Annotated in this window: 24 protein-coding genes; 4 read left to right on the forward strand and 20 right to left on the reverse strand. The window is 67.5% G+C overall.

Annotated features, from left to right (window positions below):
* Positions 1-110: 110 nt before the first annotated feature.
* The 8 genes from AC1MEQ_RS03940 to AC1MEQ_RS03975 form a co-directional block, all read right to left on the reverse strand.
* Positions 111-1,421 carry a thymidine phosphorylase gene (locus AC1MEQ_RS03940; protein WP_479794144.1) on the reverse strand — a complete coding sequence of 437 codons (1,311 nt, stop codon included), beginning with the start codon at positions 1,419-1,421 and terminating at the stop codon, positions 111-113.
* Positions 1,422-1,473: 52 nt separating this feature from the next.
* The gene (locus AC1MEQ_RS03945; protein ID WP_479794147.1) at positions 1,474-1,893 is read right to left on the reverse strand and encodes a cytidine deaminase; all 420 of its coding nucleotides are present in this window, start codon (positions 1,891-1,893) and stop codon (positions 1,474-1,476) included.
* A gap of 5 nt (positions 1,894-1,898) precedes the next feature.
* Complete coding sequence (locus AC1MEQ_RS03950) at positions 1,899-3,188, reverse strand: ABC transporter permease (RefSeq protein ID WP_479794149.1); 1,290 nt, start codon at positions 3,186-3,188, stop codon at positions 1,899-1,901.
* Entirely contained in the window at positions 3,185-4,519 is a 1,335-nt protein-coding gene (locus AC1MEQ_RS03955; RefSeq protein WP_479794151.1) for an ABC transporter permease, read from the reverse strand. Before AC1MEQ_RS03955 ends, AC1MEQ_RS03950 begins: the two co-directional genes overlap by 4 nt.
* A complete protein-coding gene (locus AC1MEQ_RS03960) occupies positions 4,512-6,107 on the reverse strand; it encodes an ABC transporter ATP-binding protein (protein WP_479794153.1) in 1,596 nt (531 codons plus the stop codon). Before AC1MEQ_RS03960 ends, AC1MEQ_RS03955 begins: the two co-directional genes overlap by 8 nt.
* A 215-nt stretch (positions 6,108-6,322) precedes the next feature.
* Positions 6,323-7,435, reverse strand: a complete 1,113-nt coding sequence (locus AC1MEQ_RS03965) for a BMP family lipoprotein (RefSeq protein ID WP_479794155.1) — start codon at positions 7,433-7,435, stop codon at positions 6,323-6,325.
* A gap of 208 nt (positions 7,436-7,643) precedes the next feature.
* Positions 7,644-8,801, reverse strand: coding sequence for an amidohydrolase (locus AC1MEQ_RS03970; RefSeq protein ID WP_479796046.1), 1,158 nt, complete (start codon positions 8,799-8,801; stop codon positions 7,644-7,646).
* A 129-nt stretch (positions 8,802-8,930) separates the two neighbouring features.
* Entirely contained in the window at positions 8,931-10,043 is a 1,113-nt protein-coding gene (locus tag AC1MEQ_RS03975) for a mannose-1-phosphate guanylyltransferase (protein WP_479794157.1), read from the reverse strand.
* A 264-nt stretch (positions 10,044-10,307) separates the two neighbouring features.
* On the opposite strand from AC1MEQ_RS03975, the gene sdhC reads away from it, so the two are divergent.
* From sdhC to AC1MEQ_RS03995, 4 genes are read left to right on the forward strand one after another with little or no spacing between them, the layout of a single operon-like run.
* On the forward strand, positions 10,308-10,688 hold the full coding sequence (gene sdhC / locus AC1MEQ_RS03980; protein ID WP_343899428.1) for a succinate dehydrogenase, cytochrome b556 subunit: 381 nt from the start codon (positions 10,308-10,310) through the stop codon (positions 10,686-10,688).
* 3 nt (positions 10,689-10,691) lie between these two features.
* The gene (locus AC1MEQ_RS03985; protein WP_479794159.1) at positions 10,692-11,141 is read left to right on the forward strand and encodes a succinate dehydrogenase hydrophobic membrane anchor subunit; all 450 of its coding nucleotides are present in this window, start codon (positions 10,692-10,694) and stop codon (positions 11,139-11,141) included.
* 51 nt (positions 11,142-11,192) lie between these two features.
* Positions 11,193-12,980, forward strand: a complete 1,788-nt coding sequence (sdhA, locus tag AC1MEQ_RS03990) for a succinate dehydrogenase flavoprotein subunit (protein ID WP_479794161.1) — start codon at positions 11,193-11,195, stop codon at positions 12,978-12,980.
* Positions 12,980-13,762, forward strand: a complete 783-nt coding sequence (locus tag AC1MEQ_RS03995; RefSeq protein WP_479794163.1) for a succinate dehydrogenase iron-sulfur subunit — start codon at positions 12,980-12,982, stop codon at positions 13,760-13,762. The genes sdhA and AC1MEQ_RS03995 overlap by 1 nt, the downstream gene beginning before the upstream one ends.
* 147 nt (positions 13,763-13,909) lie before the next feature.
* Here the strand turns inward: AC1MEQ_RS03995 and AC1MEQ_RS04000 are convergent, their stop codons facing one another.
* From AC1MEQ_RS04000 to AC1MEQ_RS04055, 12 genes are all read right to left on the reverse strand, one after another.
* Positions 13,910-15,097 carry a YihY/virulence factor BrkB family protein gene (locus AC1MEQ_RS04000; protein WP_479794165.1) on the reverse strand — a complete coding sequence of 396 codons (1,188 nt, stop codon included), beginning with the start codon at positions 15,095-15,097 and terminating at the stop codon, positions 13,910-13,912.
* On the reverse strand, positions 15,069-15,650 hold the full coding sequence (locus tag AC1MEQ_RS04005) for a 2'-5' RNA ligase family protein (protein ID WP_479794166.1): 582 nt from the start codon (positions 15,648-15,650) through the stop codon (positions 15,069-15,071). Before AC1MEQ_RS04005 ends, AC1MEQ_RS04000 begins: the two co-directional genes overlap by 29 nt.
* A 3-nt stretch (positions 15,651-15,653) precedes the next feature.
* Positions 15,654-16,727, reverse strand: a complete 1,074-nt coding sequence (trpS, locus tag AC1MEQ_RS04010) for a tryptophan--tRNA ligase (RefSeq protein ID WP_479794168.1) — start codon at positions 16,725-16,727, stop codon at positions 15,654-15,656.
* Between the two features lie 12 nt (positions 16,728-16,739).
* Positions 16,740-17,585, reverse strand: a complete 846-nt coding sequence (locus AC1MEQ_RS04015; RefSeq protein ID WP_479796048.1) for an exodeoxyribonuclease III — start codon at positions 17,583-17,585, stop codon at positions 16,740-16,742.
* 15 nt (positions 17,586-17,600) lie between these two features.
* Positions 17,601-18,122, reverse strand: a complete 522-nt coding sequence (locus AC1MEQ_RS04020) for a hypothetical protein (protein ID WP_479794170.1) — start codon at positions 18,120-18,122, stop codon at positions 17,601-17,603.
* A 115-nt stretch (positions 18,123-18,237) separates the two neighbouring features.
* Entirely contained in the window at positions 18,238-19,299 is a 1,062-nt protein-coding gene (locus tag AC1MEQ_RS04025) for a saccharopine dehydrogenase NADP-binding domain-containing protein (protein ID WP_479794172.1), read from the reverse strand.
* Positions 19,296-19,655 carry a VOC family protein gene (locus AC1MEQ_RS04030; RefSeq protein ID WP_479794174.1) on the reverse strand — a complete coding sequence of 120 codons (360 nt, stop codon included), beginning with the start codon at positions 19,653-19,655 and terminating at the stop codon, positions 19,296-19,298. The genes AC1MEQ_RS04025 and AC1MEQ_RS04030 overlap by 4 nt, the downstream gene beginning before the upstream one ends.
* A gap of 60 nt (positions 19,656-19,715) precedes the next feature.
* Positions 19,716-20,546: an ABC transporter permease gene (locus AC1MEQ_RS04035; protein ID WP_479794175.1), complete on the reverse strand. Its 831-nt coding sequence runs from the start codon at positions 20,544-20,546 to the stop codon at positions 19,716-19,718.
* Between the two features lies 1 nt (position 20,547).
* Positions 20,548-21,381 carry an ABC transporter permease gene (locus tag AC1MEQ_RS04040; RefSeq protein ID WP_479796050.1) on the reverse strand — a complete coding sequence of 278 codons (834 nt, stop codon included), beginning with the start codon at positions 21,379-21,381 and terminating at the stop codon, positions 20,548-20,550.
* Between the two features lie 103 nt (positions 21,382-21,484).
* Complete coding sequence (locus tag AC1MEQ_RS04045; RefSeq protein WP_479794177.1) at positions 21,485-22,426, reverse strand: ABC transporter ATP-binding protein; 942 nt, start codon at positions 22,424-22,426, stop codon at positions 21,485-21,487.
* Positions 22,427-22,475: 49 nt separating this feature from the next.
* On the reverse strand, positions 22,476-23,591 hold the full coding sequence (locus AC1MEQ_RS04050) for a fatty acid desaturase family protein (protein ID WP_479794179.1): 1,116 nt from the start codon (positions 23,589-23,591) through the stop codon (positions 22,476-22,478).
* A 217-nt stretch (positions 23,592-23,808) separates the two neighbouring features.
* The gene (locus AC1MEQ_RS04055) at positions 23,809-24,789 is read right to left on the reverse strand and encodes a hypothetical protein (protein WP_479794181.1); all 981 of its coding nucleotides are present in this window, start codon (positions 24,787-24,789) and stop codon (positions 23,809-23,811) included.
* Positions 24,790-24,835: the final 46 nt, after the last annotated feature.

The raw sequence follows: 24,835 nt of genomic DNA on the forward strand, positions 1-24,835 counted from the left end.
ACAACGGGACGATGGTTATATTCTCGCCCCTCGGCAGCCGTTTTGCCGTCCCACCAAGGGATGATTCCGGGGCGGGTGGGGGTCATCCCTGAGTCCATCCCCCAGTGCGGCTATTCGGCGATGCGGTCCAGGATCAGCCGCTGGCCGCTGCGGCTGCCCTCGGCGGCGATCGTCGTCGCCCCATCCAGTGCCTCCAGTGCCCGGCCGAAGCGGTCGGGGGTGTCGGTCAGCAGCGTCATCAGCGGCTGCCCACGGCGGACCATGTCGCCGGGTTTGGCGTGCATGCGCACCCCCGCGCCGGCCTGCACCTGGTCCTCCCGGCGGGCACGGCCGGCACCGAGCCTCCAGGCGGCGACGCCGACGGAGAGGGCGTCGAGTTCGGCCAGCACCCCGTCGGCCTGGGCGTAGACGGTTTCCGATTCGCGGGCCACCGGAAGCGCGGCCGTCGGGTCTCCGCCCTGGGCGGAGATCATCCGGTTCCAGACGTCCATGGCCCGGCCGTCCGCCAGCGCGGCCGCCGGATCGGCGTCGTGGATGCCGGCACCGGCGAGCATCTCCTCGGCCAGCTTGACCGTCAACTCCACGACGTCGGCGGGGCCGCCTCCGGCGAGGACCTCCACCGACTCCTCGACCTCGATGGCGTTGCCGGCGGTGCGGCCCAGCGGGGTGGCCATGTTGGTCAGCAGGGCGACCGTCTTGACCCCGGCGTCGGTGCCGAGGCCGACCATGGTGCGTGCCAGTTCGCGGGCGTCTGCCTCGTTTTTCATGAAGGCGCCGGAGCCGACCTTGACGTCCAGGACCAGGGCGCCGGTTCCCTCGGCGATCTTCTTGGACATGATCGAGGAGGCGATCAGCGGGATGGCCTCCACGGTTCCGGTGACATCGCGCAGTGCGTAGAGCTTCTTGTCGGCCGGGGCCAGCCCGGAGCCGGCGGCGCAGATCACCGCGCCGCAGTCGGCCAGCTGTTCCATCATGGCCGCGTTGGACAGCGATGCCTGCCAGCCGGGGATGGATTCGAGCTTGTCCAGGGTGCCCCCGGTGTGGCCGAGCCCGCGGCCGGAGAGCTGCGGGACGGCCACCCCGAACACGGCGACGAGCGGGGCCAGCGGCAGGGTGATCTTGTCCCCCACTCCCCCGGTCGAGTGCTTGTCGGCGGTCGGCTTCACGGCCCCGGCGGCGGTGCGCAGCGACGAGAAGTCCATGCGTTCGCCCGAGTTGATCATCGCCGTCGTCCATCGGGAGATCTCCGCCCGGTCCATCCCGTTGAGCAGGATCGCCATGTTCAATGCCGCCATCTGCTCCTCGGCGATGACGCCCCGGGTGTAGGCGTCGATCGTCCAGTCGATCTGCTCGGCCGTGAGCGTTCCGCGGTCGCGTTTGATGCGGATGATGTCGACGGCGTCGAAGTTCTCGGTGCTCATGCTGGGCCTTTCGTCGAAGGTGGCGGTGAAGGTTTCCGGGTCGGCCCTGCGGCTAGCGCAGCAGGTTGTCCGGGCCGAAGGCGTCGGGCAGGACCTGTTCCATGGTCTTGATCCCGCTGACGGTCATCAGTTCCAGGTCGGGACCGCGGTGTTCGTGCAGCAGCTGCCGGCAGCGCCCGCAGGGCATGAGGATGCTCCCGTGCCCGTCCACGCAGTAGAAGGCCCGCAGCCGCCCGCCACCGCTCATGTGCAGCGCGCCGATGAGCGTGCATTCGGCGCAGAGGACCACCCCGTAGGCGGCGTTCTCCACGTTGCAGCCGCTGACCAGCCGCCCATCCTCGGTCAGGGCGGCCGCCCCGACCGGGTACTTGGAGTACGGGGCGTAGGCGCGGGCCATGGCCTCGGTGGCCGCGGTGCGCAGCCGCTCCCAGTCGGTGTCGGCCAGCGGCGTGGCCGGCAGGTGTGCTGTCATGGGCGCTACTCCTTCACATACGGGATGCCGTTGGAGGCCGGAGGCCGGGATTTGCCGGCCAGCCCGGCCACCGCGAACACGGTCACGACGTAGGGCAGCATCTGCATGAACTGGCTTGGTACCGGGGTGCCCAGGATCGTCAGCACGAAGGAGAGGTTCAGCGAGAAGCCGAACAGCAGCGCGGCGAAGAACGCCCCGATCGGGTTCCAGCGCCCGAAGATCAGCGCGGCGAGGGCGATGAAGCCCTGTCCGGCGGTCATCTCCTTGTTGAAGGACGATGAGGTCACCAGGGTGAAGAACGCGCCGCCGACACCGGCGACGACGCCGGCCAGGGTCACGTTCCAGAACCGCATGGTGTTGACCTTGATGCCCACCGTGTCGGCGGCCTTGGGGTGCTCGCCGACGGCACGCACGCGCAGCCCCCAGCGGGTCTTGAACAGCCCGAACCACACCAGGAAGACCGCCAGGTACATGCCATAGCCCAGGATCGTCTGGTCGAACAGGATCGGCCCGAAGACCGGGATGTCGGCCAGCCCCGGGATGCGGATGTTGTGGAAGCTCGGTGGCGAATTGAACAGCGCCGAGTTGTCCTTCATCACGGTGGAGAACAGGAAGCTGGTCAGCCCGGCGACGAGCACGTTGAGTACCACGCCGACGATGACCTGGTTGACCATGTACTTGATGCTGAAAACGGCCAGGACCATGGAAACCACGACGCTGGCGACGATGGCTGCCAGTACGCCGGCGACCAGACTGTGCGTAATGGACCCGATGATGGCCGCACCGAAGGCGCCGGCCAGCAGCTGGCCCTCGATGGCGATGTTGATGACGCCGGAGCGCTCGCACAACACGCCGGACAGCGAACCGAAGATCAGCGGGATGGCCAACGTGAAGGACCCGGCGATCAGGCCGGAGAAGTACACGTTGGGGTTGTTGGCACTGCCGATGACCCAGACCAGGAAGGCGATGACCCAGACGGCGGCAAAGGCCGGGACGAGCCAGCGCGGGGTCGACTGTGCCCGGGTGGTGAGCATGAACGAATACGCAGCCAGGGCCAGGAGCACGACGGCGGTGATCCAGCCGACCACCGTGGTCCCCAGGACCACGTCGGGGACCTGGAGCGCGTCGGCGTCGGCGGAGATCCGGAACCTGGCGGTCGCATGCGGGCTGCCGATGGCAAACCCCAGCAGTGCCACCAGGGCCAGGACGGCCAGGGTCACCGGTGCGCCCCAGTTGCGGATCGCGGGGGCGATGGAGCGCGCCTTCGATGAGGGGGTGGTGGTTGCGGTGCTCACGCTGCTCCTCCGGCCTTGGCGGTGCGCGCCGTGGACTTCCTGGTTTTCTTCTGGCCCGTGTGGATGCGGAAGATCGAGCGCACCAGCGGCGGGGCGGCGATGAACAGCACGATGAACGACTGCACGACCAGGACGATGTCGATGGGGATGCCGGTGTTGGACTGCATGCCCACGCCGCCGGCGCGCAGGGCGCCGAACAGCAGCCCGGCGAACATCGTGCCGATCGGGTTCGAGCGCCCCAACAAGGCGACGGTGATTGCATCGAAGCCGAAGCTGGCGGCGATGTCGCCGGAGAGGGAGCGTTCGGTTCCGGAGATCTGCGCCGTACCGGCCAGGCCGGCGAGGGCACCGGCGACGACCATGGCCGTGATGTAGGCGCGTGAAACGTTGATGCCGGCGGTGCGTGCGGCCTGGGGGTTCGCTCCCACGGCCCGCAGCTCGAAGCCAGTGGTCGAGCGGTTCAGCAGCCACCAGACGAAGGCGACGGCCAGCAGTGCCACGACGAATCCGAGGTGCAGCCGGAATCCGGATCCGAAGAGCAGCGGGTAGGCCGCCGATTCATGGATTTCCGGGCTGATCGGGTTGTTCGAGCCGGGCCGCTGGAATCCGGGGGTGGTGAGCGCGTAGAGCAGCAGGTAGACGGCGATGTAGTTGAGCATGATGGTCACGATGACTTCGTGTGCACCGCGCTTGGCCTTCAGCACGCCGGCGATCCCGCCCCAGATGGCGCCGCCGATGATGCCGGCGACCACCGCCAGCAGCAGGTGGAGCCCGGCGGGCAGGTCGAGTGTGAATCCGACCCAGCCGGCCAGCATGGCGCCCAGGATGATCTGTCCCTGGCCGCCGATGTTGAACAGGCCCACGCGGAAGGCCAGGGCCACTCCGAGGCCGGCCAGGATCAGCGGCGTGGCCACCGTCAGCGTTTCGGTCAGCGGGTAGATCGCGTTGGCGAACCCGTCTGCCTGGGTATTGAAGATGGCGCTGCGGAAGAGCGCCCCGTAGGCTTCCGAGACGGAGGCCCAGACGGCGGTGAGCATGTCCGTCGGACGGGCGAAGAAGTAGCTGGCGGCACTGGTCACCCGCTCGTCGGTGATGGCGATCAGGATGGCTCCGACCAGCAACGACAACACGATCGCCAACACGGACACCAGTCCGTTGCCGGTGGTGATGCGGCTCATGAGCGAGCCCTGCGGGTCCCGCGGCGCGGCTTCGGCCAGCTGGGCGGGGGTGTTGCCGGCCGCGGCACCACCGGGGGTCGATCCTGCCGGTGGCGTGGGCGGGGACTCCGCGGACGCGGGATCCCGGTCCGGCTGGTTGGCGGGATCACTCATTCCCGTGCTCCTCTTCTGGGTTGGCCACCGGGGTGTCGGCGGAAATGTCGGTGGGCGGACCCGGGTCGATGTTGCCGGCGCCGGCCTCGTCGGCCGAGGCTCCGGCCATCATCAGGCCCAGGGTGTCGCGGGGGGTGTCCCCGGGGACGATCCCGACGAGCCGGCCCTTGTAGAGCACGGCGATGCGGTCGGCGAGCTCGACGACCTCGTCGAGTTCGGTGGAGACGATGAGGACAGGGGTGCCGCCGTCGCGTTCGGCGATGATCCGCCGGTGCAGGAATTCGATCGAGCCCACGTCCACGCCGCGGGTCGGCTGCGAGGCGATGAAGAGCTTCAGTGGCCGCGAGAGTTCACGGGCCATGACGACCTTCTGCTGGTTTCCCCCGGAGAGCGTCCCGGCGTCTGCCTGGGCCCCCTGGGTGCGGATGTCGAATTCCTCGATCTTCTGCTCGGCGTTTTCCGCGATGACCGAACCACGCATGTTCATGCCGCGGGCGAACGGTGCCCGGTCGTACTGGTTCAGGACCAGGTTCTCGGCGACGGTGAACGTGCCGACCAGTCCGTCGGTGCTGCGGTCCTCGGGGACAAATCCAACGCCGGAGTTGATGATCGACTTCACGCTGCGCCCGAGCAGGTTCTGCCCGTGCAGGAACACCTTCCCGGAGGCGTGGTCCAGCAGGCCCATGATGGCCTCGGTGAGCTCGGTCTGGCCATTGCCCTGGACTCCTGCCACCGCGAGGATCTCCCCGTCGTGGATGCCGAAGCTCACGTCGTCGAGCAGGACCTGCCCGGTGTCGGCCAGCACGGTGAGGTTCTGGACGCTGAACGTTTCCTGGCCGGGTTTGGCCGGTTCCTTGTCCAGCGACAGGCTGACGGACCGCCCGACCATGAGGGAGGCGAGTTCGGCTGCCGAGGCGGTGGGTTCTGCCTGGCCGACGACCTTGCCGCGACGGATCACGGTGATCACGTCGGAGATCTCCTTGACCTCGCGCAGCTTGTGGGAGATGAAGACCACCGATGTCCCGGCGTCGCGGAGCTGGCGGATGATGTTGAGCAATTCGTCGGTCTCCTGCGGCGTCAGGACTGCCGTGGGCTCATCCAGGATCAGGACCTTGGCCTCGCGGACGAGCGCCTTGATGATCTCCACGCGTTGCTGGATGCCGACCGGCAGGTCCTCGATGCGGGCGTCCGGGTCGACGTGGAAGCCGAACCGGTCGGAGATCTCGCGGATCTTGCGGCGAGTGGCTTCCAGGTCCAGGATCCCCAGGGCCCGGGTCGCCTCGTCGCCCAGGGCGACGTTTTCGGCGACGGTGAAGACCGGGACCAGCATGAAGTGCTGGTGGACCATGCCGATGCCTGCCGCCATGGCGTCCCCGGGGCCGTGGAACTGCACGGGCGCGTCGTCGATGAGCACCTGCCCGGCCGTGGCTTCGTAGAGGCCGAAGAGCACGTTCATCAGCGTGGACTTCCCGGCACCGTTCTCCCCCAGGAGGGAGTGGACCTTGCCGGATTCGACGACGACGGTGATGTCGTCGTTGGCCGTGAAGGTCCCGAATTTCTTGGTAATTCCGCGAAGTTCCAATTTCACGCCGTTTACCTATTCCCTTCTGCTCCGGGCTCGCCATGGCCGCGGATGTCACACCGGTCGTGGAGACCGTCGAACCCAGCGTAGTCGCGAACGCCAGGTGGTGGGCAAGCGCACGCCGCCCACCTCCCGGCATGCAGGCGGGAGGTGGACGGCGTGGGGTCAGCGGGTGTGGTCGCCGGCGGATGGTTGGCCGCCGGCGCCCCCCACCCTGCCGGCTACTTCGGGCTGGACGGGGACTCGACCTTGAGCTTGCCGGAGATGATGTCCTGCTTGATCTGGTCGAGTTCGGTCTTCATCTCGTCGGAGACCTTGGAATCGAAGTCGTGGAACGGGGCCAGCGCGACACCGCCGTTTTCGAGGGTGCCGACGTACGGCGTGTTGTCCCACTTGTCGTTCAGGTCCTCGGTGACGACCTTGTCCACGGCCTCGCCCATGAGCTTCGTGACCGAGGTGAGGATGAATTCCTTGCCCGAGGGGACCGTGTTGTATCCGTCGGAGTCGACCCAGACGATCTTGGCCTCCTTGCCGCCGGCGTTGGCTTCCTTGACCGCGTCGATGGTGCCCAGGCCGACGGGGCCGGCGACGGGCATGATGACGTCGGCGCCTTCGTTGATGAAGTTCGTCGTGTTGGTCTTGCCCTTGCCCTGGTTCTCGAAGTCGCCGGTGAACGTGCCGTTCTGCTTGTCGGAGTTCCAGCCCAGGACCTTGACGTCCTTGCCCTTTTGCTCGTTGAAGTACTGCACGCCGTCATAGAAGCCGTCCATGAAGATGGTGACGGTCGGGATGTTCATGCCGCCGAAGGTCGCTACCTTTCCGGTCTCCGACGTGCCGGCGGCCACGTACCCGGCCAGGAAAGCCGCTTGGGCCGTGTCGTAGATGATCGGCTTGACGTTCTTGGCCTTGATCGAGTTGTCGTCGATGATGGCGAAGTGCGCGTCGGGGTTGGCCTTGGCCAGCTTCTTGGTGGCATCGGCCAACAGGAATCCAACGGTCACGGTCAGGTCGCAGCCGCCCTTGACCATGGAGCTCAGGTTCGGTTCGAAGTCGGTGGCAGCCTGGGACTCGGCCTGCTTGGTCTTGATGCCCAGTTCCTTCTTGGCCTTCATCAGGCCCTCGAAGGAGGACTGGTTGAACGAGCGGTCCTCGAATCCTCCGGAGTCGGAGACGATGCAGCCCGTGTAGTCGGCGGCGCCGGGGTGGCTGGACGCCGCCGCGGTTTCGCTCGCCTGGGGTGCCGTACCACAGGCGGTCAGGACAAGGGCGGATGCGCCCAGGATGGCAGCGAGCTGCCCGGTGGAGCGCTTCAGGGTGCGCGGTGACTTCTTCAAGTTTTCCTCCAGTGACGAATGATGCATCTGGTCCGTCCCCCCGGGATTCGGGCAATGCACCTGCCGCAAGAGGGAGCCAACCGCGTCCGTCATCCCAAGGCAGGAAGACGTGACGGAGAATACAGTAGCGGCCACCACGGCCACCGGGCCACCACGAGCCGTTGACAGGTCAAGATTGTTGACTATTTGTTACCAACAGGTAGGGAAATCAGGCGTCCCGTCCATTTCCCACGGCGCGCAACGCGGCGGCGGCCATCACCCGGATTCCTGTCTCGATCGCCTTTTCGTCGGGGATGTAATCTCCCCGGTGCAGGTCATAGGTCTCCCCGCCGGGCGTCCTCGTGCCCAGCCGCAGCATGGCACCGGGGATCTTGTGGGTCATCCAGGCGAAGTCTTCGCCCCCCATGGACTGGGGGGTCAGCACGATGGAGGTCGATCCGATCTCCGCGCGTGCGGCGCGTTCAATGAGGTCTGTTTCGGCCTCCGCGTTGACCACCGGGGGCACCCCCCGGGTGTGTTCGAGCTTCACGTCGACGCCGTAGGGCACAGCCACCTGCCGCACGACCTCATCGAGCAGGGTTCCCGCGGATTCCCACGCGTCCCCGTCGAGGCAGCGCATGGTTCCGGCCATGTACCCGGCGGCCGGAATGGCGTTGGGGGCCGACCCGGCATGGATCTGTCCCCAGACCACGGACACCGCGCTGCGCACGTCGATCCTGCGGTTGAGCACTGCGGGGACGTTCACCGCGATCTCGGCCAGGGCGAAGACCAGGTCCTCGGTCAGGTGCGGCCGGGAGGTGTGCCCGCCGCGCCCGGTGAGTTCGATTTTGATGGTGTCGCTGGCGCTGGTGATCGCGCCGATGCGGGTGCCGATCATCCCAGCGTCGACACGCGGCTCGCAATGCAGGGCCAGGATGCGCGGCACGCCGTCGAGGACACCCTGTTCGATGACGGCCAGCGCACCTCCGGGCATCGTTTCCTCGGCGGGCTGGAAGATGACCCGGATCTTCCCGGCCAGCTCCCCGGCGTCGTGCATCCGCCCCAGGGTCAGGGCCACGCCGAGCATCACGGTCGCGTGGATGTCGTGGCCGCAGGCATGGCAGACGCCGTTGCGCGAGGAGGCGTACGGCAATCCGGTCTCCTCGAGGATGGGCAGGGCGTCGATGTCGGCCCGCAATCCCAGGGCGATGTCGCCCTCGCCGATGTCGACGAAAAGCCCCGTGCCGTCCAGGCGCTGCGGGGCCAGTCCGGCGGCCGACAGGGCCTCGGTGATGCGCTCGGTGGTCCGGAATTCCTGGAAGGACAGTTCGGGGTTCGCATGGACATCGCGCCGGAAGTCGATGAGCTGGGGCAGCAGCGGTGCCATCCACGGCCCGATGGCCGGATGGGATGGCTGCGGCGCTGAATCGTAAGTCACAATCCCGACCCTACGACGAACCGCCGCCAGGACCGAGTTTGCAACGCCGGATTTCACGCCGGACGCCGGTCGCGGTTCTCAGAGGACGTCGACGTCGCCGGAGGCCTTGAGGGCCTCCACCGCCTTCTTCACCGATTGGGCGTGGTCGCTGGTGGTGACGAGCAGGGCATCACCGGTGTCCACGACGACCACGTTTTGGATGCCGATCAGTGCGATCATGCGCTTGGTATCGGAGACCACGACGCCGGAGGCCTGGTCGGCGTAGACCCGGGCACCCTCGCCGAGGACCGTGAGGTTGGTGGCCTCGCTGGCGGGGTTCAACCGTCCGATGGCCGCGAAATCCCCGACGTCGTCCCAGGTGAAGTCGCCGGGGATCATGGCGACATCGCCCACCGCAGAGGCCGGCTCGGCCACCGCATAGTCGATGGCGATCTTCGGAAGCGTGGGCCAGATGCGATTCTTCACCGCGTCGCGTTCGGGGGTGTCCCACGCGTCGGCGATCTCCATCAGCCCGGCATGCAGTTCCGGTTCGTTGCGCTGAAGGTGCTCGAGCATCAGGGCCACGGGGGCGACGAACATGCCGGCGTTCCACAGGTAGTCGCCACTGGCGACGTAGCGTTCTGCCACCTGCTCGTCGGGCTTCTCCACGAATTCGAGCACCGAGGTCGCACTGGGCGCGCCCTCCACGTCCAGGGCCTGTCCGGCGCGGATGTAGCCGAAGGCGGTCGACGGCGACACCGGCTTGATGCCGATGGTGACGATTTTGCCGGTCGCCGCCGTGTGGATGGCCTCGCGGACGGTTTCCTGGAACACGTCGACCGGCCCGATGACCTGGTCGGCCGCGAAGGATCCCATGATGATCTCCGGGTTGCGCCGATGCAGGATGGCCGCAGCGAGCCCGATGGCCGCCGCGGAGTCCTTGGGTTCGGACTCCAGGACGAGGTTCTGCTCCTCCAGCTCCGGCAGCTGCGCCCGGACCGCGTCACGGTGTGCCTGTCCGGTCACGACCATGATCCGGTCGTCGGCCAGCGCGACGAGGCGATCGTAGGTCGCCCGGATCAGGGTGGTGCCCGAACCGGTGAGGTCGTGCAGGAACTTGGGGGCGGCCGCACGCGAGAGGGGCCACAACCGGGTCCCGACGCCACCCGCGGGGATGACGCCGTGGAAACGGGCCAGGAGGTCAGCATTCATGCATCAACAGTAAGCGATCACTGGCCGGATCCGCGGGATGTCGTGCTCGATTTACGGCATGGAAACGTCACCTATTTTCCGCGGAATTCCGGGCGTTACGCCTCGTCAGGCGACAGGGAGTGAGGCTCGCCACAGGGCTAGGGTAAAGAAGAAGCCTGAGCGTCCCCTGTGGTCTAGGATCAGGCTAGGAACGCTAACGCACCGGCGCCAATCTTTTGTGTGCACGCCACACGAACGCCCTTGCGATGCATGGAGGTTAATTCAGTGTCGAAGACATCGTCAGGCACCCTCTACCGCGGCCGCGAAGGCATGTGGTCCTGGGTAGGGCATCGGGTCACCGGTGTCGTCATTTTCTTGTTTCTTTTGGTGCACGTGCTCGATACGGCCCTGGTGCGGGTTTCCCCCGGCGCCTACGACGCGGTGATCGGCACGTACAAGAACCCGCTGATGGCCGTGGGTGAACTTGGTCTCGTCGCTGCGATCATGTTCCACGCCTTCAACGGACTGCGCCTCATCCTCGTTGACTTCTGGAAGTCCGGGCCGAAGTACCAGCGTCAGCTGCTCTGGGGCGTGCTGATCGTCTGGGCCGTGGTCATGATCGGCTTCGCGATCCGTCACCTGTCCCTCGCTTTCGGAGGTCTTTAAGCCATGGCAACCACAGAATTCGTTGCACCGCGCACGGGCCGCATCGACCCGAAGTACACCCGCGGCAAGTCCAAGAGCGGCAACTTCGAGATGCTGGCCTGGCTCTTCATGCGCATCTCCGGTGTCCTGCTGGTCATCCTGATCTCCGGGCACCTGTTCGTTAACCTCATGGTCGGCGAGGGCGTGCACGCCATCGACTTCGGCTTCGTCGCCGGCAAGTGGGCCAACCCGCTCTGGCAGTTCTGGGACCTGGCCATGCTGTGGCTGGCCATGCTGCACGGCACCAACGGCGTGCGCACGATCATCAGCGACTACGTGGAGAAGGACCGTCCGCGGTTCTGGCTGCAGCTGGTCCTCATGCTGTGCTCCGCGGCCATCATCATCCTCGGCACGCTCGTGATCTTCACGTTCGATCCGTGCATCCCGGGCTCCACCCTTTCGGTGTGCCAGTAGCCCCGGCAAGCTTCGCCGAAACCAAGATTCAAAGAAGAGAGAGCATCCGGTATGCAGGTACATAAGTACGACGTCGTCATTGTCGGCGCCGGTGGCGCAGGCATGCGAGCTGCCATCGAGTCCGGGCAGCGAGCCCACACAGCCGTGCTGACCAAGCTTTACCCCACCCGTTCGCACACGGGCGCCGCCCAGGGCGGCATGTGCGCTGCCCTGGCCAACGTCGAGGAAGACAACTGGGAGTGGCACACCTTCGACACCGTCAAGGGCGGTGACTACCTCGTCGACCAGGACGCCGCCGAGGTCATGGCCAAGGAGGCCATCGAGGCAGTGCTCGACCTGGAGAGGATGGGCCTGCCGTTCAACCGCACGCCCGAAGGCAAGATCGACCAGCGCCGCTTCGGTGGACACACCCGCGACCACGGCAAGGCCCCGGTGCGCCGCTCGTGCTACGCCGCGGACCGTACCGGCCACATGATCCTGCAGACGCTGTACCAGAACTGCGTCAAGCACAATGTCGAGTTCTACAACGAGTACTACGTGCTCGACCTGCTGACCGTCGACGAGGAGGCCACCCGCGAGGACGGCACCACGTACACGCAGAAGCGCGTCGCCGGCGTCGTCTCCTACGATCTGGCCACCGGCGAGATCCACGTCTTCCAGGGCAAGTCGGTCATCCTGGCCACCGGCGGCGCCGGCAAGGTCTTCAAGACCACCTCCAACGCCCACACCCTCACCGGTGACGGCATGGGCATCGCCTTCCGCAAGGGCATCCCGCTGGAGGACATGGAATTTGTGCAGTTCCACCCCACCGGCCTCGCCGGCCTGGGCATCCTCCTTTCCGAGGCCGCCCGCGGTGAGGGTGCGATCCTGCGCAACTCCGAGGGTGAGCGGTTCATGGAACGCTACGCCCCGACCATCAAGGACCTGGCGCCACGTGACATCGTGGCCCGGTCGATGGCCAACGAGGTCCGCGAAGGCCGCGGTTGCGGTCCGAACAAGGACTACGTGCTGCTGGACCTGACCCACCTGGAACCGGCGCACATCGATGCGAAGCTCCCGGACATCACCGAGTTCGCCCGCACCTACCTCGGCGTGGAGCCCTACACGGAGCCGGTGCCGGTCTTCCCGACGGCCCACTACGTGATGGGCGGCGTGCCGACCAACATTAAGGGCGAGGTCTTCCAGGACAACGAGTTCACCATTCCGGGCCTCTACGCCGCCGGCGAGGTCGCCTGCGTCTCCGTCCACGGCTCCAACCGCCTGGGCACGAACTCGCTGCTGGACATCAACGTGTTCGGCAAGCGCTCGGGCATCGCCGCGGCCGAGTACTCCAAGACGGCCGACTGGGTCGAGCTGCCGGAGAACCCGGTCGCCGACACGGAAGCCCTGCTCGACGTGGTGCGCAAGGGTTCGGGAACCGAACGGATCGCCGCAATCCGCAAGGAACTCCAGGACACCATGGACGCCAACATGCAGGTGTTCCGCACCAAGGACACCATCATGAAGGCCCTGGCCGACGTCAAGGGCTTCCGCGAGCGGTACAAGAACATCAGCATCCAGGACAAGGGCAAGCGCTTCAACCTGGATCTGCTCGAAGCCGTCGAGCTCGGCTTCCTGCTGGACCTGGCCGAGGTCATGTCCGTTTCCGCCCTGCACCGCCACGAATCGCGCGGCGGCCACTTCCGCGAGGACTTCCCGGACCGCGACGACGAGAACTTCATGAAGCACTCGATGGTCTACAAGGACGACTCCGCGGAAATGGAGGGCATCCACGGCATCCGGTTCGACACCAAGCCCGTGATCTTCACCCGTTACCAGCCGATGGAGCGTAAGTACTAATGAGCAGCGAAGTTCCCGAACCAGCATCCAAGGTCGATCTGGCCCCCGGTATCGGTGGCGGCGGGGAGATCCCGCAGTTCGACATCACCCTGCGCGTGCGTCGCTATGACCCGGAGTTCTCCGAGGAGGCCACCTGGGAGGACTACGTGCTGACCATGTATGGCACCGACCGCGTCCTGGACGCCCTGCACAAGGTGAAGTGGGAGATCGACGGCTCACTGTCCTTCCGCCGCTCCTGCGCCCACGGTGTCTGCGGCTCCGATGCCATGCGCATCAACGGCCGCAATCGCCTGGCGTGCAAGACCCTGCTGAAGGACCTGGACACGTCCAAGCCCATCACGGTCGAGGCCATCAAGGGGCTGCCGGTCGAGAAGGACCTGATCGTGGACATGGAGCCGTTCTTCCAGTCCTACCGCGAGATCATGCCGTTCATGATCACCAAGGGCCATGCGCCTGCAGCCGAGCACTACCAGTCCCCCGAGGACCGGGAGCGCTACGACGACACCACCAAGTGCATCCTGTGCGCCGCGTGCACGTCGTCCTGCCCCGTGTTCTGGACCGACGGCCAGTACTTCGGCCCGGCCGCGATCGTGAACGCACACCGGTTCATCTTCGACTCCCGTGACGAGGGTGGCGACATGCGCCTGGAGATCCTCAACGACAAGGAAGGCGTGTGGCGTTGCCGCACCACCTTCAACTGCACCGAGGCCTGCCCGCGTGGCATCCAGGTCACCAAGGCCATCGCCGAGGTGAAGCAGGCCATCCTGGCCCGCTCCGTCTAGGAACACGGCCGACAGCAACGACGAGGCGCCGTCCACCGGAATCTTCCGGAGGGGCGGCGCCTTTCGCCTGCCCGCTCGCCGCGCGGCCCGCTCCCCCGCGACGCATGCGCGCGGTGTGTCCGGGCCGCGGTTGTCCTGCCGCTGGCGCTACGGCCGTGTCTGTGGCCAGCCCGCGGCGCCCTCGCCGGCCTGCTGCACGCTGCGCAACCGGGCTGCGCGTGCCCGGAGGCTGGGCTTCTTGTCGTGGCGGGCCGCGGCGTCGATGTCGGCCGTGGCGACGGCACCCCACGCGGTGGCGATCAAATAGACCTGGCTGAGCAGGTAGAACCACACGAACAGCCCGAGGATCACCGCGAACGATGCCAGCAAGGGGTTTTTGGTGGCACTGCCCAGCAGCTCGGAGGAGAAGTAGCGCAGGACCGTCGCGCCTGCTCCCGCCAGCAGGGCCGCCTGCAACATGGCCCCGCGCGGCATCGTGATGCCGGACGCCAGGCGGAACAGGATGACCGCCACGAGCGCATCCAGGAGGAGCATGACCGCCAGGCTGCCTGCCTGGGTCAGGAAGATCGCGAACGCCGATTGCAACTGGAGGAAGTCGCTGACGACGTCGATGAACCCGCCGGCCAGGAACCCGACGACGGTGGTCACCACGAGGCACAGCCCCAGAATCACCAAGACGCCCAGGTCCCGCACCTTGACCAGTGCCGGGTTCAGCTGCAGCGGAATCAGCCCGTAGACCCCGCGCATCCCCTCTCGCAGGCCCTTGATCCATCCCAGAGAGGTCAGGAGCATGGTCGCGGTCGAGATCACCAGGGCCCAGCCGAAGCCGCGCGATTGGAAGAGTTGATCCGGTTTGGCCAATCCCCCGTCCCCGGTATCGATCAATCCAGGTGTCCCTTCGGCGACCGTATCGACGACCAGGTCCTGCAATCCCTGGTTGCCACTGGCGATGATCCCAAAGATCGAGAAGCCGGCCACCAACAGGGCAGCGACGGAGAAGAACATGTTGTAGGCGGCCCCGGCGGCCATCAGCGGGCCGTGGCGCTGGCCATAGAGCATGATGACCCGCATCGGCTTGCGGGCCTTCAACCACGCAACGAAAGCGCCCAGCGCCGCGAGGGCAACCTTGATGGGGCCCTTTTTCTCGCGTCGGGCGCGCCCGAAGGCGGTGCGCTGGTGCACCACTGCGGCTCGCAGCCCGGCATGGTCCAGCGGTGAGACGGCGTCGGCCACCAGATCCGGGTCGGACGGCAGGTCGACGCCCGGGCCCGCGGCGGGAGGGGCCGCACGTTGGGCGATGGTGCGACTAGCTAGGCGTTTGTCCGGCTTGGCCAAGGATCAGTTCCTCCTGCAGGGCCCACAGGCCATCGGCGTCGTGTTCAAACAACCCGATTCTATCCACAGGGAATTCCGCGGCGTAGCCACCCAGGCTTTCCAACGCGAGATCGAGCTGGCCTGCCGTCAGGTCGTGCGCGATCGTCAGGTGGGGGTGGAAGTCGAATTCCGCGGTGGAACTCAATGGCCCGGACTGCAACGCCCGGTGCAGGTCGACGCATTCCTCGAACCCCTCCTCGACCTGCAGGAACACCACATTGGTGACCGGCCGGAAGCTGGCCGTGCCACGCAGCGCGATCCGGAAGGGACCGGAGCCGGCGGCGATGTGGCGGACATGGTCCCGTGCCGCGATCCAGTCGGTCGCCACGGCACCGGTCACCAGCGTGATGTGCGGGGGGATGCTCTGTGCCACGGGATCGCCCAGCGTGGTACGCGCCGTGCGCAGCTCCGAACGCAGCGGCTCGGGCAGCGGGATGACCACGCCGACGCTGACTGCCTCGTCCCCGGGGCCTGGGGCCCCGGGGATCTCGGTTTCCGGCTCGGGAAGGACCATGCGCTAACGCGCGTCCTCGCCGATCGCCACTTCACCGGTCACGGCCGCGTTGACGGCCGGCAGGAAACCGACATTCGCGTAGACCGCCTCCAGGGTGGCGGAGGCGATTTCCCGGGCGCGCGCGGCGCCGACGGCCAGCTGCCGGTCGAGTTCTGCGGAATCGTCGAGCAATTCGAAGGTCCGCCGGCGGATCGGCTCGACGCGGGAGACCACCGCGTCGGCCACGTCGACCTTCAGGTGCCCGTACATCTTGCCCTCGTACTCCGCGACAAGGTCCGCCACGGGCCGGTCGGTGATCGTCGAGAGGATCTCCAGGAGGTTGGTCACCCCCGGTTTGGTCTCGCGATCGTAGGCGATCACGGTATCGGTGTCGGTCACCGCCGACTTGATCCGCTTGGTGATGAGCTTCGGGTCGTCGAGAATGTTGATCAGCCCGTTCGGGCTGGCCGCCGACTTGGACATCTTGGACCGGGGGTCCTGCAGGTCGTAGATGCGTGCCCCCTCCTTCTGGATCAGCGGTTCGGGGATCCGGAACGTCGCCCCGAAGCGGTGGTTGAACCGCTGCGCCAGGTCGCGGGCCAACTCGACGTGCTGGCGCTGGTCGTCGCCCACCGGCACGGCATGGGGCTGGTACAACAGGATGTCGGCCGCCATGAGCACCGGGTAGGTGAACAGGCCCAGGCTGGCCGATTCCTGGCCGCCCTTGGAGGACTTGTCCTTGAACTGGGTCATGCGCGAGGCCTCCCCGAACCCGGTGATGCAGTTCAGCACCCACGCCAGCTGGGCGTGCTCGGGGACGTGGGACTGGACGAACAAGGTCGCGGCGTCCTGGTCGATGCCGCCCGCGATGTACTGCGCGGCGGTCCGGCGCGTGCGCTCACGCAATGCGGCGGGGTCATGTCCCATGGTGATGGCATGCATGTCGGGAACGAAGAAGAAGGCGTCGAAATCGTCCAGCGATTTCACCCAGTTGACCAGGGCCCCGAGGTAGTTGCCCAGATGCAGCGAATCGGCGGAGGGCTGCATGCCGGACAGGACGCGGGGGCGGTGGTCCGCGGGATTCTGGAGTTCAGTCATGTGTGCGTGTTCCTAGAACTGGTAGTCGATGACCAGTGGTGCATGGTCGGAGAAGCGCGACGCGTAGGTCGGTGCACGGTCGACGACGGCGTTGCCGGCGATCGCGGCGAGGTCCGGGGTGGCCATGTGGTAGTCGATGCGCCAACCGGTGTCGTTGTCGAACGCCTGTCCGCGCCAGGACCACCAGGTGTAGGGCCCGTCGACGTCCCCGGCCAGCCGGCGGGCGACGTCGTGGTAGCCGATCTCCTCGCCGAAGAACCGGTCGAAGTAGGCACGCTCCGCCGGGAGGAAGCCGGACCGTTTGACGTTGCCCTTCCAGTTCTTGATGTCGCGCTCGGTGTGCCCGACGTTGAGGTCACCGGTCACCAGGACGTGGTCCGAGTCGGCCTTCAGGGCGGGCAACCGGGTGGTCATGACGTCCAGGAAGCGGAATTTGTCGTCCTGCTTCGGGGTGTCGACCTCTCCGGAGTGCACGTACGCGCTGACCACGGTGAGGGTCGCACCGGCGATGTCGAAGTCGGCCTCGACCCAGCGCCCGGAGGTGGCGAAGTAGTCCTCGCCGATGTGTTCACGGGTGGCAGTGGGGGCCAAGCGGGAGGCGATGGCGACCCCGGCGCGACCCTTGGCCGCGGCCTCTGCGTGCAGGATGTGCCACTCGTCGCCCAGCAGCTCGCGCACGATCGCGTCGGGGGCGCGCACTTCCTGCAGGGTCAGGATGTCGATATCGCGTTCGGCCAGCCAGTCTGCCATTCCACGCTTGTAGGCGGCCCGGATGCCGTTGAGGTTGACGGAGGCGACGCGCACGGCGCCGGCGTTCTTGCTGGGGTTCTGTTCCGCTGCTGTGCTCACCCGATCCAGCTTACCGAAGATCGGTCAGTCGATGACCTCGCCGGAGAGCGGAGCGCTGCCGTCGGAGGGTTTCATCATGTCCCGGGCGTTGTGGGCGGTGATTTCGATGGTCTCCAGGGCACGGTCGACCATGCCGCGGGCCTCGGCGCCCGGCGTGTCGAGGTGCTCCTTGATGACGCCGGCCTGGACCTGGACGATCTTGAAGGAGTGGTCCAGCTTCAGGTCCCGGGCGCGGGTCCCCTCGTCGACGACCACGGTCTCGGAGGGGCCGGGCTGCTGGGCGCGGGCGGCCATGGAGGCCGACGCGTTCTGCAGGTGGCTGCTGACCTTGCGGGCGCCGCGGCGCAGTCCGAACACCAGGAAGGCGGCCAGCAGCAGCCAGGCCAGGGAGATGACGGCGACGATCCAGCCGATGACGTCGTTCTGGTTGGCCGCAAAGACGACCGCGACGAGGAAGACGGTGACCATCACCGCCAGCGACAGGGTACTGGCCTTGAGGGTGATCTTCTTGTCCGGGGCGGTCCGGACCGTGCCGAGGGGTTCCATGCCCTCCAGTATCCCAAACCGGCGGGCAGTCGAGGGACGACTTTCCCGTGGGCGAACACCGCCAGCGGTGGACGACGGCGGTGTCCCCCACCCCGGAGGCCGGCCCCCGCCCCCCTCAGCTGGTGGTGACGCCCGCCAGGAAACGGTCCTCGGCGGCGTAGTCGAAGAACCCGTCGAAGTAGGGATCGGCGTCGAACTGGCTCCGTGGCCGGGTGGCCATCCAGTCCAGGGCCGGCCCGATGGTCTGCGCATAGCTGCCCACGGGGACATACCCCAGGGCCGTCGCGGCGGAGGTGTCCAGGACGATGCCGGGGCGGGCGTCCCAGGGGTGGGCACCGAGCCCGGCAGGAGCGTCGTCGGCCAGCAGCACCTCACGCCAGTCGTGGCCGAAATGCGCGGCCACCGCGTGGGCGATGTCCCGCCCGTTCGGCGCATCGGGGTCGGCGCTATTGAGGATCCGGGTTCCCGGCGGCGCGTCGGCGATGCAGTGCACCAGGGCAGCGGTGTTCACGGCGGCCGTGGTGTGGTCGGTTCCGGTGCCGGCTCCGGCGAGCAGGACAGCGGGCCGCCGGTCCATGACGCGCCGGGCGAACACCCATTCACGCGGCCGGGCGGTGCCGACCCCGTGGACCTTGGAGGCGCGGATGACCGTGGTGTTGGCTCCGGCGTCCAGCAGCACGTTTTCGGCAGCGACCTTGTTCGGCCCGTAGCCCCGGGGCGAATTGTGGGGCATGTCGCCCGGGGCGAGGGTGGGGTGGTCCTCGGCGATGGGCCCGGCGAACGAGGGGCCGGCGGGTGAGTTCACGTGCCGGCCGGTGGCGTCGACGTACACGGCCTTGCTGGAGAGCATGACGGTGGTGCCGACGTCGTGCAGGAAGGGCAGCAGCAGGCGGGCGTCGGCCGCCGTGTAGGCGAGCGCATCGACGAGCAGGTCGGCGCCGCCGCTCAGCAGCGCGGCGAGGGCCCCGGCGTCGTGCCGGTCCACAGTGGCGAAGCCGACACCGAGTGCCCTCAGCCCCGCCGGGAGGTGGGCGGGGGTCCGGCCGGTGACCGACACGGCCCAGCCGCCCCGGGCCAGGCGTTCGGCGATGGCGCGGCCGAGCAGGCCGGTCCCGCCGAGGACGACGGCGCGGCGCCGGGTCCCGGTCCGCATCCCGGCCCGTCGGCCCCCGCTCACCAGGTGACGAGGCAGAAGGGGTGGCGTTGCGGGTCCAGGTAGACCCGGTAGTTCTGTCCGCCGGTGTTCATCGAGGTGGCACCCAGCTTGAGCACCGCTTCCTCGGCGACGTCCAGATCATCGACCCGGATGTCCAGGTGCGCCTGTTGCGGGTGCGTCTGCCCCGGCCAGTCGGGGGCCTGGTAGTTCTCCACGCGCTGGAACGCGATGGCGGGACGGTCCGGGGCGTCGCCGATGGTGATCCATCCGTCGTCGTCATGCTGCACCCGCACCATGCCGAGCATCTGCTCGTAGAAATCGGCCATGATTTCCGTGTCCTCGCAGTCGATGACGACCGCATGCCAACTGCCGATCACGGCGCCTCCTTGGGTTCTGGTGTGGAACAGACTACCTGCCGACGGGCCCGGGCACCCAGCTCACTTCAGGAACAGGGCCCGCAGCCGGTGCGTGGTCAGCGCCATCCCGACGGCCGCCATCACCACGTAGTAGAGCAGGTGCACGGCGGTCATGAGCCCGAAGGAGCCCACCGACAACTGGCGCAGCAACTCGACTCCGTGCCAGAGCGGCAGCGCCTGGATCACCCACTGGATCGGTTCCGGGTAGACGCTCAGCGGGTAGAACGTGGCCGAGAACAGGAACATCGGCAGCATGATGAACGTCACCCAGTCCAGCTGCTGGAACGTGCGGATGTACGAGGTGATGCCCATCCCGATGGAGGCGAATCCGAAGGCGATCAGGACCGCTGCGGGGACCATCAGCAGCGCCCACCAGGTGGTGATCAACCCCATCGCCGCCATGACGATGGTGAAGCCGGTGGCGTAGAGGAACCCGCGCAGCAGGGCCAGGAAGATCTCCCCCAGCGCGACGTCGAGCGGGCCGAGCGAGGTGTAGAGCATGTTCTGGTAGAGCTTGGCGTAGTTCATCTTGAAGAACACGTTGATGGTGGAGTCGTAGAGGGCCCCGTTCATCGCCGAGACGGTCAGCAGGGCCGGCGCGATGTACGCGGCGTAGCTGATCGGTGTTCCGCCGGGGCCCTCGACCGTTCCGATGAGGGCGCCGAGGCCGATCCCCATCGAGAGCAGGTACAGCACCGGCTCGACGAACCCGGAGATCATGATGGCGGCGTTGGAGGTCTTGGTGGCCACCAGCCCGCGCACGATCACCGCGCGGATGTTGCGCGAGTAGAGGGCCGCCAGCGGCCTCCGGTCGGCGGTCAGTTCGAGGTCTGCATCCCTCACCAGGCTCATCTCAACCCTCCAGCCGTCGGGCGTAGACGCGCCGGGCCAGCAGCAGTCCCCCGCCGGCCAACGCCAGCAGGTACAGCACATGGAGCACCGAAAACCAGCCGGGTTCGGCGTAGCCGTAGGAGAGCACGCGGCCGAGTTCGGTGGCATGCCAGACCGGGGAGATCCAGCCGATCCACTGCAGGAACCAGGGCAGCGTGGACAGCGGGAACAGGGTGCCGGAGAACAGGAAGAAGGGCATGACGATGAACCGCTGGACCAGGGCGAACTGGCCCTTTTCCTCCGTGATCGACGCGGAAAAGGCCATCAGCGGGAGCCCGAACGCCACCCCGGCCAGGGAAGCGGTGAAGATCGTGACCCACGCCCACCCGCTGGTGGCGGCCCCGAAGAACAGCACGATCACCAGGTAGACGGCGCTCTGGGCCAGGATGCGGATCGTCACGGCCAGCGCGTGCCCCTGGCAGATCTGTTGCGGCGTCAACGGCGTGGCCAGCGGCCCGTAGTAGGTCTTCCACCACTTGAACCCCGACATGACCGCATAGCTGAATTCCCCGGCGGCGGTCATCATGGCGGCCGAGGCCAGCAGGGCCGGGGCGATGAACTGCAGGTAGCTGACGCCGCCGAACGCCCCGCCCCCGGAATTCGAGTCGACGAGGGAAGCGAGCCCGATCCCCATCGCGAACAGGTACACCAGCGGATTGCCCACCGAATAGGCGATGACGATGTCCAGGTAGCCCTTCATCCCGCGCAGGTGCTGCTCGGCGAGGTACCAGGTCCCGAAGCGGCGGGCCTTCGCAGCGCTGGTCAGCGGGGGGTGCGGCACGAGGGTGGAGGCCAGGTAGGCCGGGACGTCCTGTCCTGCGGAGGACGACGACGGTGCCGGCGCAGGCTCCCCGGCGGGGGCCGCGTCGCCATCACCGGTGGCGGGTCCGCGCGCGGGGCTACTCAATGAGGCTCCGCCCGGTCAGCCGGAGGAACACGTCCTCCAGGGAGGAACGGCGCACCAGCGAGGTCAGCGGCGTCAGCCCGCGGGCGCCGACCGCCTCGAGGGCGGCCTCGCCATCGTGGGCGTAGACGAGCAGGCGGTCCGGCAGGACCTCGATGCGGTCCCCGATCCCCTCCACGGCCGTTGCGGCCCCGGCGTTCCGGTCGGCACCGAAGCGCAGTTCGAGGACCTCCCGGGTGGAGTACTGGCGGATCAGCGACGACGGGGAACCCTCGGCCATGATGCGCCCCCGGTCCACCACGATGAGGCGGTCGCAGAGCTGTTCGGCCTCATCCATGTAGTGGGTGGTGAGGATGAGGGTGACCCCGCGCTCCTTGAGCCGGAACAGCCGGTCCCACAGGATGTGGCGCGCCTGCGGGTCCAGGCCGGTGGTCGGTTCGTCCAGGAGCAGGACGCGTGGGTCGTTGATCAGCGAGCGGGCGATGGTCAGCCGGCGCTTCATGCCCCCGGAGAGGTCCTCGACCCGGGCGTTGGCCTTGTCGGTGAGCTGCGCGAAGTCCAGCAGCTCATCGGCCTTGGGCCGCAGGTAGGACAGCGGCAGGCCGAAGTAGCGGCCGTAGACGATGAGGTTGTCCCTGACCTTGAGTTCCTGGTCCAGGTTGTCCTCCTGCGGCACCACGCCGAGGTGGGCGCGGACCTCGGGACCCTGTTCCTCGGGGTCCAGGCCCATGATCCGCAGCGTGCCGCCGCTGCGCTGGGACACCCCGCCGATCATCCGCATGGTGGTGGACTTGCCGGCCCCGTTGGGGCCCAGCAGCCCGAAGGACTCCCCGGCAGGGACCTCGAAGGAGATGGCATCGACCGCGGTGAAGTCGCCGTAGCGCTTGGTCAGCTGGTCGGCGGCGATCACTGTCGGACGGGATGTGGTCTGTGGCACAACCGCACTCTACTGCCCAGCAGTGGTTGGCACAAATCAATCACCGCGTCTAGTGCGGGCGGTACTCCGTGACCATCGGGCAGTCGAAGGGATCACGGGCCGAAAGGCCAACCTCGTTGAGGTAGCGGACGACCTGGCCGTAGGAACCGGCGACGGAGGCAACCGTGTAGGGGACCTTCAGTTCCTGGCAGTACTGGCGGACCATGGTGCTGACCTCGCGCAGGTGCGGGCGCGGCATGCTGGGGAACAGGTGGTGCTCGACCTGGTAGTTCAAGCCGCCGAACACGGCGGTGAGCACGCGGGTGCCCCAGGATGTCTTGCCCACGATGTTACGGCTGGTGAGCACCTGGCGGCTGAAGAAGTCGATGGTCGAGGTCTTCGGGATCAGCGGCATCCCCTTGTGGTTCGGCGCGAACGAGGCACCCATGTAGATGCCGAACACGGCGAGCTGGACGCCCACGAACGCGCTGGCGATCCCCCAGGGCAGGAAGATGTAGATCGCGGCGAGGTAGATGGCCAGGCGCAGCCCGATCGTCGTCAGTTCCCGCTTCCGGGCCTTGACCTTGTTGCTGGAGAAGAGGTACTTGATCGAGTGGATGTGCAGGTTTACGCCCTCGAAGGTGAGCAGCGGGAAGAAGAGATAGCCCTGCCGGCGGGTCAGCCAGGCCATCAGGCCCTTGCGGGCCGCCGCGTCCTCGGGCTGGAAGGAGATCGTGTCCTGATCGATGTCGGGGTCCTTGCCGATGGTGTTCGGCTTGGCGTGGTGGCGGGTGTGCTTGTTCATCCACCACTGGTAGCTGATGCCGACGACCGCGTTGGCCAGGATCCGTCCGGCCCGGTCGTTGGCGGGACCGGATTCCATGACCTGGCGATGCGAAGCCTCATGGGCCAGAAACGCGAACTGGGTGAGGATGATGCCCAGGGCAGCGGCGACGAAGAGCTGGAACCAGCTGTCGCCGAGCAGCGTGAACCCCGTGACGGCTGCGGCCAGGAAGAGTGTCAGGAGCATCACAACGCCCAGGTAGTAGCCTCGGCGGCGGCGCATGAGGCCCGCCTCCAAGACACGGTTCTTGAGGAGACTGAAGTTCCGGGCGCCGGCGTTGCGGCGCCGCGGGGCAGCCTCGGTCGGTGACGGGGAGGTCATGGAAGAGGTTTGAGTGCTCATGGGCAACTCCCTACTTAGCAAAGTTCTCGGCGGTGACGCCGCAGGACCCATAGACAAAGGGCCCTTGGCTCTCCACTGTACCCACAAACACTGTGTGCGTCCTGCAAGTGCGTACGGTGCCCGCCAGATCGCCTGGCTCCGGCCGGTCCGGGGACGACGGAGGACCGCCCCGGTGTTTTACCACCGGGACGGCCCTGCGCAGGGGTGCGGCTGCCGCTCAGCCCTGGTCGCGGTGTTTCGGCACGTCGCCGTGGCGACCGTGCGGATCCACGTCCTCGGGGTCGAGCCCCTCGACGCCATCGTCCGGGTGACGGGCGTCGCGTTCACCCCGTTGACTGGCCGCGGCACCGTAGGCGTCCGGGCTGTCCATGGCCAGGGGATCGCCGGAGGCCGGGGCGGCCTCCTGACGACGGGGCGGTTCCCCGTCCTGGCGGGTGCGGCTCCCGTAGGCGTCGGCGTGGTGTTCGGCCACCGGTGCACCGGCGCTCTCGGCGTCCGGCTCGGGGTTGGCCCCGCGCCCGGGGCCGTCGCCGCGGTGCTCCACGGCCGGTTCCCCGGCGCGGTGGGTCGAGTACGGGTCGACCGGTTCGGCGGCGCCGCCCCGGTGCTCCTGGCCGTCCACGGGAGAAGCGGCCGCGGGCCTTTCATCGGCGCGCGGGCGGTCCGCCGCAGCGGCACCAGCGCCACCGGCGGCCATGCCGGCCCCGGTTCCGGCCGGACGATCCCGGCCGTCCGCCGGATCCACGCGGTCGTCGGCCCGCCGCGCCGGGGCCCCGTCGGCGGTGTTCCGCGACCGGCCGTCGGACCCGGTGTCGGGATCCAGCTGGTCGGCGTGGCGCAGCCGTTCCTCCGAATGCCGTTGGCGCTCGGCGGCGTCGGCACCCAGGGTGTCGGCTTCCATCCGTTTGCGTTCGGCCGCGACATCGGCATCGTTGGCTTCGGTCTGCAGGCGCCTGGCCTCGACGTCGCGCTCCTTCGCCTTCAGTTCCGCGGAATCGGCATCGGCTTGCGCCCGCTGGGCGGCATTTTCGCGTTCGCGTGCCTCGAGTTGGGATTCCTGGGCCTCGGTGCGGATCCTGCCCGCCTCCTCGCGATTGCGTTCGGCCTTGCGGCGGCCGGCAAGACGGGCGATGATGCCGATGATGATCAGCACCACCACGATGGCGACGATGATCCAGACGATCTGTGATGTGTCCATGCGATCTAACCCCCTGGTGGGTGGGAAACTTCGGGACCTTACACGG

It is taken from the genome of Arthrobacter sp. ASL1, from assembly GCF_056680475.1.

Excerpts from the sequence above, each read along its gene's own strand:
- AC1MEQ_RS04055 (WP_479794181.1), bottom strand. The coding sequence starts at position 24,789 with ATGGACACATCACAGATCGTCTGGATCATCGTCGCCATCGTGGTGGTG.
- AC1MEQ_RS03945 (WP_479794147.1), bottom strand. The coding sequence starts at position 1,893 with ATGACAGCACACCTGCCGGCCACGCCGCTGGCCGACACCGACTGGGAG.
- AC1MEQ_RS03995 (WP_479794163.1), top strand. The coding sequence starts at position 12,980 with ATGAGCAGCGAAGTTCCCGAACCAGCATCCAAGGTCGATCTGGCCCCC.
- AC1MEQ_RS03970 (WP_479796046.1), bottom strand. The coding sequence starts at position 8,801 with ATGGCACCGCTGCTGCCCCAGCTCATCGACTTCCGGCGCGATGTCCAT.
- AC1MEQ_RS03975 (WP_479794157.1), bottom strand. The coding sequence starts at position 10,043 with ATGAATGCTGACCTCCTGGCCCGTTTCCACGGCGTCATCCCCGCGGGT.
- trpS (WP_479794168.1), bottom strand. The coding sequence starts at position 16,727 with ATGACTGAACTCCAGAATCCCGCGGACCACCGCCCCCGCGTCCTGTCC.
- AC1MEQ_RS03955 (WP_479794151.1), bottom strand. The coding sequence starts at position 4,519 with ATGAGTGATCCCGCCAACCAGCCGGACCGGGATCCCGCGTCCGCGGAG.
- AC1MEQ_RS03940 (WP_479794144.1), bottom strand. The coding sequence starts at position 1,421 with ATGAGCACCGAGAACTTCGACGCCGTCGACATCATCCGCATCAAACGC.
- AC1MEQ_RS03985 (WP_479794159.1), top strand. The coding sequence starts at position 10,692 with ATGGCAACCACAGAATTCGTTGCACCGCGCACGGGCCGCATCGACCCG.
- AC1MEQ_RS04035 (WP_479794175.1), bottom strand. The coding sequence starts at position 20,546 with ATGAGCCTGGTGAGGGATGCAGACCTCGAACTGACCGCCGACCGGAGG.
- AC1MEQ_RS04020 (WP_479794170.1), bottom strand. The coding sequence starts at position 18,122 with ATGGAACCCCTCGGCACGGTCCGGACCGCCCCGGACAAGAAGATCACC.
- AC1MEQ_RS04005 (WP_479794166.1), bottom strand. The coding sequence starts at position 15,650 with ATGGTCCTTCCCGAGCCGGAAACCGAGATCCCCGGGGCCCCAGGCCCC.
- sdhA (WP_479794161.1), top strand. The coding sequence starts at position 11,193 with ATGCAGGTACATAAGTACGACGTCGTCATTGTCGGCGCCGGTGGCGCA.
- AC1MEQ_RS04050 (WP_479794179.1), bottom strand. The coding sequence starts at position 23,591 with ATGAGCACTCAAACCTCTTCCATGACCTCCCCGTCACCGACCGAGGCT.